We start from the raw sequence: 13,885 nt of genomic DNA, 5'->3' as shown, positions 1-13,885 counted from the left end.
CGCGTCTTATGCGAGGAAAGGAGCGTTCGCCACTCACGAGACCAGGCCCGCTCGGTACCGCCGGGTGCTGGGCTTGGCCGGGGGTTGCGAAAGCCACTTTCGAGACGTCTGGTGTCCCGAAAGTGGCTTTCGCGACACCGGCTCCAGCCCCTAGGACCCGCAGACCGAGCCCGAATCGCCACGCGCGACCAGCTGTACCGACGCCTCACTACAGCTGGTCCACGCGGCCGAGGTTGGACGAATGGACAGGTGATCCGGCCTTTCACCTATGGGCACGTCCGAGCCCGCCGTATTGAATCGAGCCCATGCTGACTCCCGACGACCTCGAATTCCTTCGCCGCCCCCTGCACGGATTCCTGACCGTGGCCGACGGCCCGGTCCGCCCGGTGTGGTTCGAGGCCGCCGCCGACGGCTCCATCCAGCTCTTCACGCCTCGCGAGTCGCCCAAGGTGCGACGGCTGGAGGACGATCCCCGCGCGTCGCTCATCGTGGCCGCGCCGGTGGGCGAACGAGAGCGCTGGGTCTCCGTCTCCGGCCCCGCCACGGTGGAACCCGACGGCGCGCACGAACTGGCCGCCCGGCTCGCCGAGCGCTATTGGGACCTCGAAGACCCGGCCCACGCGGGGGAGCTCGCCGGGATCCAGACCCTCGACCTCGTGCGGCTCGTCATCCGGCCGGAGAAGGTGAGCCGTTACCTGATGTGATGATCGACGTCATCCCGAGCACCGCGGCGCAAACGTTTTCGTCGCCCTCGGCGGTGACCCGGGTGCGGTCCGCCGGGTTCCGGGTGCACAGCCGCCAGAAGGTGTCCGCGTCCGTCGTCACCGAGGCCAGCGGCGCGCGTGACGTCGGCGCGGCCCGGTCGAGTTCCCAGCCGTCCGCGGCCCGCCGCGCCGTCCACTTCCCGCCACCCTGACCGGTGACGGTGTACGCGACCTGCCTGCCGGCGCGGGCGTCGATGTCACGCAGGGTGTGCGGCAACGCCCGCATGAAGGTGTCGACCACCGGCCCCCGGAAGTCCGGATCGTCCAGCGGCCGCGCGCCGACGGCCGCGCGGATCTGCTGCTGGTGCACCCAGAACTCGGTGTACTCGCGGGCGACGTCGAGCCACACCGGCGCGGGCTCGTCCCCGGCCCAGCTCACCGGATCGCCGACGGCGTCGAGGTCGGCGCGGCCGAACATCTCGGCGATCTGCGAGGTGCTGTCCACCAGCATCGCGAACAGCACTTCGGGGGACAGCCGACGGCACGCGACGACCCACTCGTCGTTGATCCGGTCGATGAAGTCCCCGAACCGCTCGCCCTCGCGGGGCGCGGTCGTCCGGTAGCCGTCACGGTCGCGGGACAGCCTGCCGAGTTTGTCGCCGAGGATGTGGGCGGCGAGATCGTGCACCGTCCAGCCCGTGCACACCGTCGGCGCGGCCCACTGGTCCGCGTCGAGTCCCGTCAGGACGTCCAGCAGGGCTTGCTCCTCCCGCGCGAACAACGGGAGGACGTCGATCGGCGGACCCCAGCGCGTGAAGAAGGTCATGGTGACCATCCAACAGTGTCGATCAAAGCGGGCCCAGGTCCATCACATTTTCGGCCATTCGGCCTACTCGCAGGTAGCATCAGCGCGAACGCGAGGGGAGTGCCCGTGAGCAACGATCGACCCGCCGGTGAAGACATGGCCGCTTTCGCCAAACGAGCGGGACAGCTCGCGGGCTGGGCCGCGCGCACGGGTTTCGAGTTCACCCGCAAACTCCCCGGCGTCGAGATCGCCGAACAGATCGTCAAACAAGGCGAGCGGCAGCTGCTTTCGGAGCTGCGCCGCCGTCTCGACGAGGTCGACGACCCGTACCACGCCGCGCTCACCGCCGCGTCCGCGATGAACCGCCCGGACACCAACGGTTCGCGGCCGGTCGAAGCGACGATCACCCTCGTGCACACCCGCGCCCAGCTCGAACCGCTCCGCGCGGCGATGGCGGAGCTGCTCAACCACTCGATCGGCTTCGGCCGTGAGCGGGCCCGGGAGTACCTCTACGCGATCATCCTGCGGCAGCTCACGCCGGACGAGGCCCGCATCCTTTCCGCGCTTTCCGACGGCTCGCCGTTCCCCGCCGTCGACGTCGCGGAGCGGACCAGTCTCGGTGCGGCCGGGCGGTTCGTGCTCCGCAACGCCTCCACCGTCGGCAAGGCCGCCGGGGTTTCGCTGCCGGACCAGGTGCCCGGCTACCTCACCAGGCTGATCGGGCTCGGCCTGGTCGAGCTGGACGAAGAGGTGCCCGCGCTGGAGACGCAGTACGAGATCCTGCTGACCGACGAGACCGTCCGCGAGGCGGAGAAGTCGGTCAAACGCGCGAAGTTCGTGAAGCGCACCGTCCATATTTCCCGCCTCGGCGCCCAGTTCTGGCAGGCCTGCGACCCGAGCGCCGGCTGACTTCGGCATGGGTGCGTACCTCGACGGGATCCTCGCCGATTTCGGCGAGCACTGGCCGCTCTACGTCTCCATCCCGATCGTCGCCGCCCTGATCGGCTACACCACCAAACTCGTCGCGATCCGGATGATGTTCCAGCCGGTCGAGTTCATCGGGATCAAACCCTTCCTCGGCTGGCAGGGCATCGTGCCCAAACGCGCCGCGCGGATGGCGAGCATCGCCTGCGACACGATGACCGAGCAGCTGATCAAACCGGCGGAGGTCGTCGCCCGGCTCGATCCGCAGAGAATCGCCAAGGAGATCGAAAAACCGCTCCAGGCCGCCGTCGAGGAGATCGTGCGCGACGTCGCCGCCCACTACCAGCCGGGGCTGTGGGAATCCCTGCCGGTGGGCATGCAGCGGCTGGTGATCCAGCGCGTCCAGGCCGAGACGCCGCGGATGGTCGCGGCCGTGCTGGAGCTGATCAAGTCCGATGTGGACAGTGTGTTCGACCTCAAGGGCATGGTGGTCACCGCACTGGTCAAGGACAAACGGCTGCTGAACCGGATCTTCCAGGAGGCAGGCGACAAGGAGTTCAAGTTCATCGCCCGCTCCGGCATCTTCTTCGGCGGGCTCATCGGGATCATCCAGATGGTCGCGTGGGTGCTGTTCAAGTTCCCGCTGATCATGCCGTTGTTCGGGCTCTTCACCGGCTGGTTCACCGACTGGCTGGCGCTGCGGATGATCTTCTACCCGATCGAGGAACGCCGGTACTTCGGCGTGCGCTGGCAGGGGCTGTTCCTGAAGCGGCGCGGCGAGGTCGCGGAGGCGTACGGCGCGCTGATCGCGAAGGAGATCATCACCCCGCACAACGTGATCGAGGCGGTGCTGCACGGCCCGCTGTCGGACCGGGTGCTCGGGCTGATCCAGCGCCAGCTCGACGAACAGCTCGGGCGCCGCGTCGGCGTCGGGAAACCGCTGGTGGTGTTCGCCGTCGGCAGCAAGCGGTATCAGGACATGAAGCTGAACATCGCCGAGAAGATCATGGACAAGCTGCCGGAGACCATGCGGTACATCGAGGACTACGCGAACGACGCGATGGACATCCGGAACGTGCTGGTGACGAAGATGAAGGAGCTGTCGCCGCGCGAGTTCGAGGGACTGCTGCGGCCGGCTTTCCAGCAGGACGAATGGATCCTGATCGCGACCGGCGCCGTCCTGGGTTTCGCCGTCGGCGAGGCCCAGGTCCTCCTGCTGGAGCACTTCGCCGCCTGACCCCTTCTCGCGTTTCGTCCTCTAGATGCGGTAGTTGCACACGCAACTACCGCATCTAGAGGACGAAACGCGCGGATGGCTGCCCCATCGGCGGTACACCGGGTCCCCCGTCCGGGCTAGAGTGCCCCTGCACCAAAGCCTTGGGGAGGGCGCAGATGGTCGACGCGGGGAGCCCGTGGCCGCAGGAGATCCGGCTGGCGATGACCATGGTGGGCGGGGCGAGCCTCGCGGTCTGGATGGGCGGGGTCGCCACCGAGACCTCGCATCTGCTGCAGGCGTCGAGAACGCCGGACTCGAAGAGCCCGTACCGGGCCCTGCTCGATCTGCTCAACGCCACCGTCTCGCTCGACGTGCTCACCGGCACGAGCGCGGGCGGTATCAACGCGGCGTGCCTCGGGCTGGCCGAGGCGTTCCGGTCGAGCCCGCAGGTGTTGCGCGACACGTGGATCAGCACGGGCTCGCTCGACAATCTGATCCGCGACCCCGGCGAGAAGGAACCGCGTTCGCTGCTCGACGGCGACAAGGTCCTGCTCGGCGATCTCAAGGACGCGTTGCACCGGATCACCGACCAGGCGACGGTGAAACCCGACTGTCCCGACATCACCGTGCTGCTCACCGGCACGATGATCGACGGCGAGACGACCCGGTTCGACGACGCGCTCGGAAACCTGGTGCGGGACACCGAACATCGCCTGCTGTTCCGCTTCGACGCTCCTTTGTGGACGGACGACGTGGTCGGCCCGCTCGCGCTCGCCGCGCGGTCCACCGCGTCGTTCCCCGGGGCGTTCGAGCTCTCCCGGATGCCGATCGGCGAGAAGACCGGCCCGCTGCATCCGGACATGACGAAGTACACCGACGTCACCCGCTCGCATTGGCTCACCGACGGCGGTGTCCTGCTCAACAAGCCGCTGCGCCCGGCGCTGCGGGAGATCTTCGAGCGGCAGTCCCATTCGGACGTCCGGCGGCTGCTGCTGTACGTGGTGCCGACGGCGGAACGCGAGGCCGAGCGGGTCGCGGTCGATCCCGAGCGCCCGCCGTTGCTGGGCAGCGCGATGAGCAAGGTCGTCGGCACCGTGCTGAGCCAGACGATCAGCGCCGAACTCGAAGACCTGACCAGGCACAACGACGCCGTCGTCCGGACCAGGGGCACCCGGGTCTCCCTGGCCGCGATGGGGGTGCGCGGCGGCCCGGACACGCTGGTCGACCAGCGGCTGATGAACGACTACCGCGACCGGCGGGTGCAGGAGGACGCCACCGCGCTGGTCCGTGAGGCGACCCGCAGGCTCTCACTGTCCGATGTGGAGGATCAAGGCCGTCAGTGGGCGTCCGGTACGGCGGCGCAGCTGCGCGCGGCCGCGGCCGCCGGATTGCGTGACGGCCTGCCCACCGAGCCGCCGAAGGACACCTGCGATCTCACGGATCTGGTCGCCTTCCGCACCACCGCGCTCGACGATTCCGTCGCGACCGGCCTCCAGCTGGTGAACGCGGGCTTCCGGCTCGATCCGTCGCCGGAGCAGGCGGTGCAGCTCAACCGTTGCCGGGTGCTGCTGCACGAGGCTCGGCACAAGGCGGCTCGGGGGAAGCGCCTCGCGGGCTGGGTGACCGAGCAGGAGCCGCCGTCGTCCGACGTCACGCTGGCGGCCTGGATCGAAGGCCTCGCCAAGGAATGGGCCGCGCTCGGCCGTTCGGACACGCTGATGCAGGCGTGGCCGCTCGTCGTCGCCGCGCTCCGGCAGGCGACACCGATCCTTTTGCCGTTGGCGCAGGCGAGACCCGACACCGAAGCCGCCGATGCGGTCAGCACGTTGCTGGCCTGGACGGGGCTCACGTCCGACGACACCAGCGCTGGAGATCCCATCGTCACCTCGCGGCTGGTGCGTCTCCACATCGCGACCAGGGGACTGCTCGCCCAGCCGCCGTCGGTCGACCAGCGGGTCGATCTCGTCCAGGTCAGCGCGGATTCGCGGACGCTGCTGGACATGAAGCGACGCCGCTCGTGGGACAAGCTCACCGGGATGCAGGCCGACTACTTCGGCGCGTTCTACAAGGCGTCCTGGCGCGCGAACGACTGGATGTGGGGCCGGGTCGACGGGGCGGGCTGGCTGGTGCAGTGCCTGCTGGACCCGAAACGGCTGCGGCTGCTGCGCGACGTCGTCGGGCGTGAGGCGTTCCGGACCCAGGTCCGGGACACCTTCAAGGCGATCGGCTGGCGCCAGCCGGGCACGGAAGACGGTCTGTCGCAAGAGGAAGCGGACGCGCTGCGCGCGCAATTGGCCGGGGAACTGGCTTTCCTCGGCCTCGACGGCGAGCTCGCCGACGTCGAAACCGAAGCCGCCCTGCCGATCAGCATGCCGGTGACGGCGATGGTGCTCGCCAGGGTGCGGCAGCTGCAGATCGCCCGCGAGGAGCTGCCGTGTGTCGGCCTCCACTGCGGACACGACGCGAAAACGGCCAGGGGGAACGGGAAACCGTCGGAACGGTTCCGCCGGATGATCGAGAACGAGCCGGAAACCGACGAGCAGACCCAGCGCGCTTTCCAGGCGTGCCAGGTCTCCGGCGAACGGTTCGAGCACGAACGCGGCACGATGCTCCTGACGAAGACGCTGGTCAAGGCCGGTGCCGCCGGGCTCAACGCGGCCGCCGGGGCGACACGGGTGCCGAAGTCGGTCCAGCCCGCCGCCACCTTCGCCAAGGCCGCCGGGCGGAGCGCGTGGTGGATCACGCGCGGTGCGGCCACCCTGCCGTCACCGTGGAACGTGCTCGCCGCGCTGATCACCGTGCTGGCCGGCTTCGTCCTCGGTGGACAGGGCGGCCCCGTCCTGCAGTGGGTCGGCGTGCCGGTCGCCGCGGGCGCCGTCGTGTTCCTGGCGGTGAGCCTGATGACCTTGCGCAAGACGTGGCGGATGGTGCTCACGGTGCTCGGCGTGCTGGCGGTGGCGGCCCTGCTGTTCGCCGCGTTCCTGCCACCGGTGCGCGACCCGCTGTTCGGCTGGCTCGGCGACGTCGTCGCGGGCTGGCGGCGCGGCGAGGCGCCGGTGTGGTGGCTGGCCGTCTGCCTGTTGCTCGTCCTGCCCGCCATCTGGACGCCGATCGGTTCGCTCACGGGTCGCAAGCGGCGTCGTGAATAGCGGAATCAGCTACCGAATCGTGCGCTGACCGTGCGACGAAGTGGTAACGGTTGGTATCGTCACGTGCAGTGAGACCGCACCGAAGCGGCCTTACCCACACGTGCTGCGCTTCAAACGTTACCGTTACCTTTGTCACGTGTGTTTCGGGGTTGTTGCAGGTAGCCGCGCTGCCGCCGCCGCGCTGATCTGACCGCGCCCGAATCCTCCGGTACGTTTCTTGGACATGTCCGGAAAGCACTTGATCGAAAATCCGACCAAGGCAGACGGTGCCGCGCTCTGGAGAATCGCCCGCGATTCGAAGAAGCTCGATCTCAACACGCCCTACGCCTATTTGCTGTGGTGCCAGGATTTCGCCGACACCTCGGTGGTCGCGAAAGTCGACGGTACGCCGGTCGGCTTCGTGATCGGGTACCGCAGGCAGGACGTCGGCTTCGTCTGGCAGGTCGCGGTCGACGCGTCCCAGCGCGGAAAAGGCCTGGCGGGAGCACTGCTCGACGAGCTGTTCGGCCAGTTGACCGCCCAGGGCGTCCGGTACCTCGAAACGACGATCACCCCGGACAACGAGGCTTCGATCCGGTTGTTCGCCTCGTTCGCCAAGCGGTGGAACGCCACCGTGGAACGCCAGGATCTGTTCTCCGCGACCGATTTCCCGGCCGAGGCAGGAACGCATGAGCAGGAGGACCTGTACCGAATCGGTCCGCTCAGCAGTCAATAGAACGTAAATCCGGGGATCTCAGGGAGAAAGAAAACGTCATGAGCATTTTCGAGGAACTCGAATCCGAGGTGCGCAGCTACAGCCGCGGCTGGCCCGTCGTGTTCGACCGGGCGCAGGGGAGCTACCTCTACGACGAGGACGGCAAGGCCTATCTCGACTTCTTCGCCGGCGCCGGCGCGCTCAACTACGGGCACAACAACCCGGCGCTGAAGCGGGCACTGATCGACTACATCGCGCGTGACGGCGTGACGCACGCGCTCGACATGTTCACCGTGGCCAAGCGGGACTTCCTCCAGACCCTGCAGGAGAAGATCCTCCAGCCGCGGGATCTCGACTACAAGGTCGTCTTCCCCGGCCCCGGTGGCGCCAACGCGGTCGAGGCGGCGCTGAAGCTCGCCCGCAAGGTGACCGGCAAGGAATCGGTCATCAACTTCACCAACGCCTTCCACGGGATGACGCTGGGCGCCCTTTCGGTGACCGGCAACTCGATGAAACGCGGCGGCGCGGGTGTCCCGCTGGTGCACGCCACCCCGATGCCGTACGACAACTACTTCGACGGCTCCATCCCGGACTTCCTCTACTTCGAGAAGCTGCTCGAAGACTCCGGCAGCGGCCTGAACGAGCCCGCCGCCGTGATCGTCGAGGGCGTGCAGGGCGAGGGCGGCATCAACGCCGCGCGCGTCGAGTGGCTCAAGGCGCTGGACGACCTGTGCAAGAAGCACGGCATCCTGCTGATCCTCGACGACGTCCAGATGGGCTGCGGCCGCACCGGCCCGTTCTTCAGCTTCGAGGACGCGGGCATCAAACCCGACATCGTCTGCCTCTCGAAGTCCATCGGCGGCTACGGCATCCCGATGGCGCTGACGCTGATCCGCCCGGACCTCGACGTCTGGGAGCCGGGTGAGCACAACGGCACGTTCCGCGGCATCAGCCCGGCGTTCGTCACCGCGACCGAGGCGCTGCGCGTCTACTGGAGCGACGACGAGCTGGAGAAGTCCACCAAGGCCAAGGGTGAGCGCATCGCCGCGGCCTTCCAGGGCATCGTCGAGGCGTACCCGGACGCGAACCTCTTCGCGAAGGGCCGCGGCCTCGCCCGGGGCATCGAGTTCGCCAACGGCGACCTCGCGGGCAAGGTCTGCGCCGCCGCGTTCGAGCGCGGGCTGCTGATGGAGACCTCCGGGCCGGACGGAGAGGTCATGAAGGTCCTCCCGCCGCTCACCCTGACGGACGACGAGCTCACGAAGGGCCTGTCGATCATCGACGAGGCCGTCGCCACTGTCCTGAACTGACCTGAACTGACCGCCCCAACCAGGAACGAGAAGGAGTTTTCCGTTGCTTGTCAGAACACTCGACGAGGTCACCGACACCGACGCCGACATCAAGACCCCGAACTGGCGCAGCAAGCGCATCGTGCTGGCCAAGGAGGGCGTCGGTTTCTCGGTGCACGAGACCACGCTGTACGCCGGGACGGTCAACGACTTCTGGTACGCGAACCACATCGAAGCGGTGTTCATCACCTCCGGTGAAGGAGAGCTCGAAAACACCGCGACCGGCGAGGTCTTCCAGCTGAAGCCGGGCACGTTGTACCTGCTCAACGACCACGACAAGCACCAGGTCCGGCCCAAGACCGAGATCAAGTGCGTCTGCGTGTTCAACCCGCCCATCACCGGCCGCGAGGTCCACGACGAAAACGGCGTGTACCCGCTCGTCACCGAACCGTAGAAAATCGCTCGAGGAGGCGACTGCATTGACGCTGACCGACACCCGAGTCGACGACAGTTACCCGACCCGCATCACGGGTAAGCCCGAACACCTGCCCAGGACGCACCCCACCGTCTGGGGCGCCGAGGCCGACGGTCCCTTGGACGCGGCCACGCTCGCCAACCACGAAACGCGTGGTTACACCGTCGTCGACCAGTTGTTGTCGCCTGGCGAAGTCCAGACGTACTGGCAGGAACTCGTCAGGATGTCGTCGGGGGACCACCGCGACGACGAGCGCGTCATCACCGAGGCCAAGACCGGTGAGGTCCGCTCCATCTTCGACGTCCACGAGACCAGCGAGCTGATCGCGGAACTCGTCCGCGACCCGCGCGTGCTCGACCGGGCCCGGCAGATCCTCGGCTCCGAGGTGTACATCCACCAGAGCCGCGTGAACTACATGCCCGGCTTCCGGGGCACCGGCTTCTACTGGCACTCGGACTTCGAGACCTGGCACGCCGAGGACGGCATGCCCGTGCCCCGCGCGGTCAGCTGCTCCATCGCGCTCACCGACAACTACCCGTTCAACGGCGGGCTGATGGTGATGCCGGGTTCACAGCGGACCTTCGTGCAGTGCGCCGGGGAAACCCCGGAAGACAACTACAAGAGTTCGCTGAAAGAGCAACGGGTCGGCGTCCCGAGCGAGGAGGACATCACCGCGCTCGCCGCCGAATACGGGATCGACCAGTTCACCGGGCAGGCCGGTTCCGCGCTCTGGTTCGACTCGAACGTGATGCACGGTTCCTCGAACAACATCACGCCGTACCCGAGGTCGAACATCTTCGTCGTGTTCAACAGCGTCGAAAACGCGTTGCGGAAGCCTTATGCCGCGATCGAACCGCGGCCGGCCTTCATCGCGGGCCGCGACTCGACCCCGCTGTCGCGCTGACCCGATTTGCGAAACCGCAGGTCGCGAAGGCCATGATGGGGCGCTTGTAGCCATCGGTGTGCGCCCTGTTACGTTGTCGCCACGTGAGCGGGCCAGTGGGCTCGCTCACGTAGGTGTTGTCGACGACCGAACCGGGTTCTTCGCTCGGGGTGAGCCCACCCGGACGGACGTGGACGCCGATGTCCGATGTGGGTCGCGCCCCCAGGCGGCCCAAGTCGGACATCTCCCGGCTCCGTGCCATCAGATCGGGACTGATGGCACGGAGCCTTTTTCGTGTCTTTCGGTTCAGGTTCACGGACTCGCGGCTCGCAAGCCCCAGTGGCCACGACGACCGCGCGTGAAGGTCCCCTTCCCTCGGCTCAGCCGAGGAAACTCGGCCTTCATGGCTTGCCGAGTGTGTGAAGGTCCCCTTCGTTGCGTGGGGTGCAGGCAGGGTCGCCTTCGCGGCCTCGGGCGAGGCGGTGCGTTGGTGACGCGTGTCGTGAAAGTCCCCTTCGTTGCGCTAGACGCAGGCAGGGTCGCCTTCACGCACCTAAGGCGAGCCGATGCGCTGGTGACGCATGTCCTGAAGGCCCCCTTCCAGACGCTCAACGTCCCAAAGGGGGCCTTCAGGACATGCCCCCCGCAGCGAAGTCCACAGTGGACGCACAATGCCCGCTTAGGCACCTTTGTCCGGATCCGTCAACGCCGTGAAGGCCTCCTTCCCTACCCTGAAAGTAGGGAAGGAGGCCTTCGCGGCCTCGATCGTCCTGGTTGGCGGGCTCTCCGCGCGGTAGGTTGGCTGTTCCGGTAAGGGGAGAGATCGGAGGGAGGGGGGCTTGTCATGGCCGAAAGCGGTTCCCCTGCCCGCTTCCAGCTCCTCGGTCCCGTGCGCCTCCTCGACGGCGACCGGCCGGTCCCCGTCGGCGGGCCCGGCGTCCGCGGCCTCCTCGCGCTGCTGGCGCTGAAGGTCAACAAGCTCGTCACGCTCGACGAGATCATCGACGCGCTCTGGGGGCACGACCCGCCGGCCACGGCCCGCACGATCGTCCACGGCAACGTCTCGCATCTGCGCCGCGTGCTCCGGGGCATCCAGGGCGATCATCCGCACGGCGCCCGCATCCTCACCGCGCCGCCCGGCTACCAGCTGACCGTCGAGCCCGAGCGGATCGACGTCCATCGCGCCCGGTCCCTGCTGGAGCGGGCTTCGGCGGAAGAGCCGGAGAAGGCGGCCGAGCTGCTCACCGAGGCCCTCGCGCTCTGGCAGGGACCCGCGCTCGCCGGCGTGCCGGGGTCGGTCCGCGCGCCCGAGCTGGAGGATCTGCGGCTCGCCGTCCACGGCGCCAGGGTCGACGCGGACCTCGAACTGGGCAGGCACGCGGAACTGATCGTCGAGCTCAGCCCGCTCGTCCGGGCGAATCCGCTCGCCGAGCGCACGGCCGGGCAGCTGATGCGCGCGCTCTACCACGCCGGCCGCCGCGGTGACGCGCTCGAGCTCTACCGCACGGTGTCCCGGGCGACGCTGCGCACCCTCGGCGTCGAACCCGGCGCGGATCTGCGCTGGCTGCACGAACGTGTCCTCAACGACGACCTGCCGGTCAAGGTCGTCGCGGAACCGAAGGCCGAGGCGGCGCCGGTCCAGCAGCTGCCACCCGCGGTACCGAACCTCGCCGGGCGCGAGGCCGACCTGGCCTGGCTCGACGAACTCGCCGAGCGGGCCGAAGCGGGCGAGACCGCGGTCGGCGTGGTCACCGGGACGGCCGGGATCGGCAAGAGCAGCCTGGTGGTGTGGTGGGCGCATCGGGCGGGCCGCCGCTTCCCCGACGGCATCCTTTTCGCCTCGCTGCGGGGTTTCGACCCACATCATCCGCCGCTGGAGCCCGCCGATCTGCTCACCCAGTTCCTGCTCGGGCTCGGCGTGCCCGCCGAGGGTGTCCCGGAGCAGATCCACGAACGCGTCGCCCTCTACCGCTCGATGATCGCCGGGCGCCGGATGCTGGTCATCCTCGACAACGCCCGGAGCGCCGAGCAGGTCCGGCCGTTGCTGCCGCCCGGTTCGCGGTCGATGACGCTGGTGACCAGCCGCTCGCGGCTCGACGGGCTCGCCGTGTCCAACGCCGCCAAGCTGCGGGTGCTGGGCACCCTCGCGCCCGGCGACGCCGTCCGGCTGATCGAGGAGCTGGCCGGACCGGCCGGGTTCGATCTCAACCACGCGCTCGCCCGGCTCTGCGGCTATCTCCCGCTGGCGCTGCGGATCGCGGGTGCCCGGCTCGCCGCCAGCGCGCAGTGGTCCGCGCAGGATCTGGTCGACGAACTCGGCAACGAACGGACGAGGCTGGCCGCGCTCGACGTCGAGGGCCCGGACGACGGTGTCCGCGCGGCGTTCGACGTGTCGTTCCGCGGGTTGCCGCCCGAGGTCGCGGACACGTTCCTGCGGCTCGGCGTGGTCCAATGCGTTTCGGCCGGTTCGCATTTGACGGCGGCGATCAGCGGAATCACCGTCGCCGAGGCTCGGCGGCATCTGCGGGTGCTCACCGCGCACAACCTGCTCGCCGAAACCGGCCGCGATTCCTTCGTCCCGCACGACCTCGTCCGCTTGTTCCTCCGCGAACTGGCGGGGAACGAACTCGACGAAACCGACCGCGAAGACGTCCTGTCGCGCTCGGTGCGGTTCTATCAGGCCGTCGCCGACCGGGCCCGGCGGAAAATGCTGCGGATCGTCGACCCGCTCGACTTCACCGGGACACTGACCGACGCGCAGACGCCCCCGATCAGTACCTTCGACGAAGCGCAGGACTGGTTCACCGCGGAATGGGAGAACCTGCTCGAGGTCCTCGAAGCCGCCCGCGCCGCCGGTCGCCACGACGACGTCTGGCGGCTGGCCAGGGTCGCGCACACCTATCGCGCGGTGTATCCGTTGCTGGACGAGTGGACGCGGCTGGTCGCGATCGGACTGGACGCGGCCGAGCGATCCGGTGACGTCCTCGGCCGGTGCTGGATGCTGATCTCCCGCTGCGCCATCGCGCTCACTTTCGAGCTGCCGCAGGGCTGCCTCGCCGACGCCGAATGCGCGCTGGAGCTCGCGACCGCGCTCGGCGACGACCGGCTGACGATCTCCGCGAACATCCACCTCGGCTCCGCGCTGACCCTGCTGGGGCGGCACGACGAGGCGATCAGGACGTTGCGGCGCGCGGTCGAGGAGACCGAACGGACCGGCGATCTCGAATTGCGCGGGCAGGCGCTCAACAACTGCGCCGAGGCCGAAAAGCGGGCGGGGCGGTTCATCGAGGCGATCGGGCATCAGGTCGCCTCGCTGGAGATCGACCGCACGCTCGGGGACGAAAGCTACGTCGTCGTCTCACTGAACAACCTGGCCGAACTGAGCATGCGGATCGGCGAGCTCGCCGCGGCCGAGCGGTACGTGTGGGAAGCCGTGGATCTGACGATCAGCCGGCGCTTCGTCCTCCAGGAGGGCGTCCTGCGGCTGACCCTGGGCAGGGTGCTGCGGGCCGGGTCGGATGTGGACGGTGCCCGCGAACAATTCGCGCTCGCGCTGAAGATCCTCGCGGACGCCAATCCCAAGCTCGCCGCGCTGGTCCGTGCGGAACTCACCGACCTCGACGAAAGTCCGTGAGTGATCCTTAGCGGATTCTTAGTGGCCTCGCCGCACACGCGCGTAGGGTCCGGTTCAGTGTCGATCGAGCCCTAGGGGAGGGGCACGCGGTAGTGATCGACGCTCGGGCGGG

At 68.5% G+C, this 13,885-nt stretch carries 10 protein-coding genes; 9 read left to right on the top strand and 1 reads right to left on the bottom strand.

Annotated features, from left to right (window positions below; genetic code table 11):
- Positions 1-305 precede the first annotated feature (305 nt).
- Positions 306-704 (top strand): pyridoxamine 5'-phosphate oxidase family protein, encoded by a 399-nt coding sequence (locus ACOCEP_RS07615; protein WP_482336528.1) that lies wholly within the window; start codon positions 306-308, stop codon positions 702-704.
- Here the strand turns inward: ACOCEP_RS07615 and ACOCEP_RS07610 are convergent.
- Positions 667-1,539: a maleylpyruvate isomerase family mycothiol-dependent enzyme gene (locus ACOCEP_RS07610; RefSeq protein WP_482336526.1), complete on the bottom strand. Its 873-nt coding sequence runs from the start codon at positions 1,537-1,539 to the stop codon at positions 667-669. The genes ACOCEP_RS07615 and ACOCEP_RS07610 overlap by 38 nt on opposite strands.
- A 96-nt stretch (positions 1,540-1,635) precedes the next feature.
- Between ACOCEP_RS07610 and ACOCEP_RS07605 the strand changes: the two genes are divergently transcribed.
- From ACOCEP_RS07605 to ACOCEP_RS07570, 8 genes are all read left to right on the top strand, one after another.
- Positions 1,636-2,418 (top strand): Abi-alpha family protein, encoded by a 783-nt coding sequence (locus ACOCEP_RS07605; protein ID WP_482336524.1) that lies wholly within the window; start codon positions 1,636-1,638, stop codon positions 2,416-2,418.
- 7 nt (positions 2,419-2,425) lie between these two features.
- On the top strand, positions 2,426-3,670 hold the full coding sequence (locus ACOCEP_RS07600; RefSeq protein ID WP_482336523.1) for a DUF445 domain-containing protein: 1,245 nt from the start codon (positions 2,426-2,428) through the stop codon (positions 3,668-3,670).
- Between the two features lie 155 nt (positions 3,671-3,825).
- Positions 3,826-6,798, top strand: coding sequence for a patatin-like protein (locus ACOCEP_RS07595; RefSeq protein ID WP_482336521.1), 2,973 nt, complete (start codon positions 3,826-3,828; stop codon positions 6,796-6,798).
- 223 nt (positions 6,799-7,021) lie between these two features.
- A complete protein-coding gene (gene ectA, locus ACOCEP_RS07590) occupies positions 7,022-7,513 on the top strand; it encodes a diaminobutyrate acetyltransferase (protein WP_482336519.1) in 492 nt (163 codons plus the stop codon).
- 38 nt (positions 7,514-7,551) lie between these two features.
- Positions 7,552-8,802: a diaminobutyrate--2-oxoglutarate transaminase gene (gene ectB, locus ACOCEP_RS07585; protein ID WP_482336517.1), complete on the top strand. Its 1,251-nt coding sequence runs from the start codon at positions 7,552-7,554 to the stop codon at positions 8,800-8,802.
- Positions 8,803-8,845: 43 nt separating this feature from the next.
- Complete coding sequence (locus ACOCEP_RS07580) at positions 8,846-9,235, top strand: ectoine synthase (protein ID WP_007033454.1); 390 nt, start codon at positions 8,846-8,848, stop codon at positions 9,233-9,235.
- 25 nt (positions 9,236-9,260) lie between these two features.
- Complete coding sequence (gene thpD, locus ACOCEP_RS07575) at positions 9,261-10,160, top strand: ectoine hydroxylase (protein WP_482336515.1); 900 nt, start codon at positions 9,261-9,263, stop codon at positions 10,158-10,160.
- An 823-nt stretch (positions 10,161-10,983) separates the two neighbouring features.
- Positions 10,984-13,773 carry an AfsR/SARP family transcriptional regulator gene (locus tag ACOCEP_RS07570; RefSeq protein WP_482336513.1) on the top strand — a complete coding sequence of 930 codons (2,790 nt, stop codon included), beginning with the start codon at positions 10,984-10,986 and terminating at the stop codon, positions 13,771-13,773.
- Positions 13,774-13,885: the final 112 nt, after the last annotated feature.

This window comes from Amycolatopsis sp. CA-211722 (assembly GCF_056828465.1).
The sequence above is the reverse complement of the archived record's forward strand: the minus strand, read 5'-3'. Positions and strand labels throughout refer to the sequence as shown.